Below are 424 nucleotides of genomic sequence, written 5' to 3' on the forward strand. Positions count from 1 at the left end.
GCCAGGAAGTCGGCGTTGCGGGCCTCGTGCACGACGGCGCCCTGCTCGATGATGTAGTGGCGGTCGGCTAGCTGGGTGCAGACCTCGAGGTTCTGCTCCACGAGCAGGATGGCCACGCCCGCGGCCTTGATGGCCTGCAGCTGCGACACGATCTCCTCGACGATCACGGGCGCCAGGCCTTCCACGGGCTCGTCCAGCATGAGCAGGCGCGGCGCGTTCATCAGCGCGCGGCCGATGGCCAGCATCTGCTGCTCGCCGCCCGAGAGCTGCCCGCCGCCGTTGGTGCGGCGCTCCTTCAGGCGCGGGAAGATGCGGTAGATGTCGGCCAGCTGCCAGGGCGACTGCCTGCGCTGGCCCAGCAGCAGGTTCTCTTCCACCGTGAGCAGCCGGAAGATGCCGCGGTGCTCGGGCACCAGGCACACGC

General features: G+C 70.0%; 1 protein-coding gene. It reads right to left on the reverse strand.

The features are described from left to right. On the reverse strand, positions 1-424 hold a 424-nt coding region (locus tag NQ012_RS12935), incomplete at both ends, for an ABC transporter ATP-binding protein (protein WP_257067978.1).

Origin of the sequence: Neisseria dentiae (assembly GCF_024580525.1) — a bacterium.
Classification (GTDB): domain Bacteria; phylum Pseudomonadota; class Gammaproteobacteria; order Burkholderiales; family Neisseriaceae; genus Neisseria; species Neisseria dentiae_A.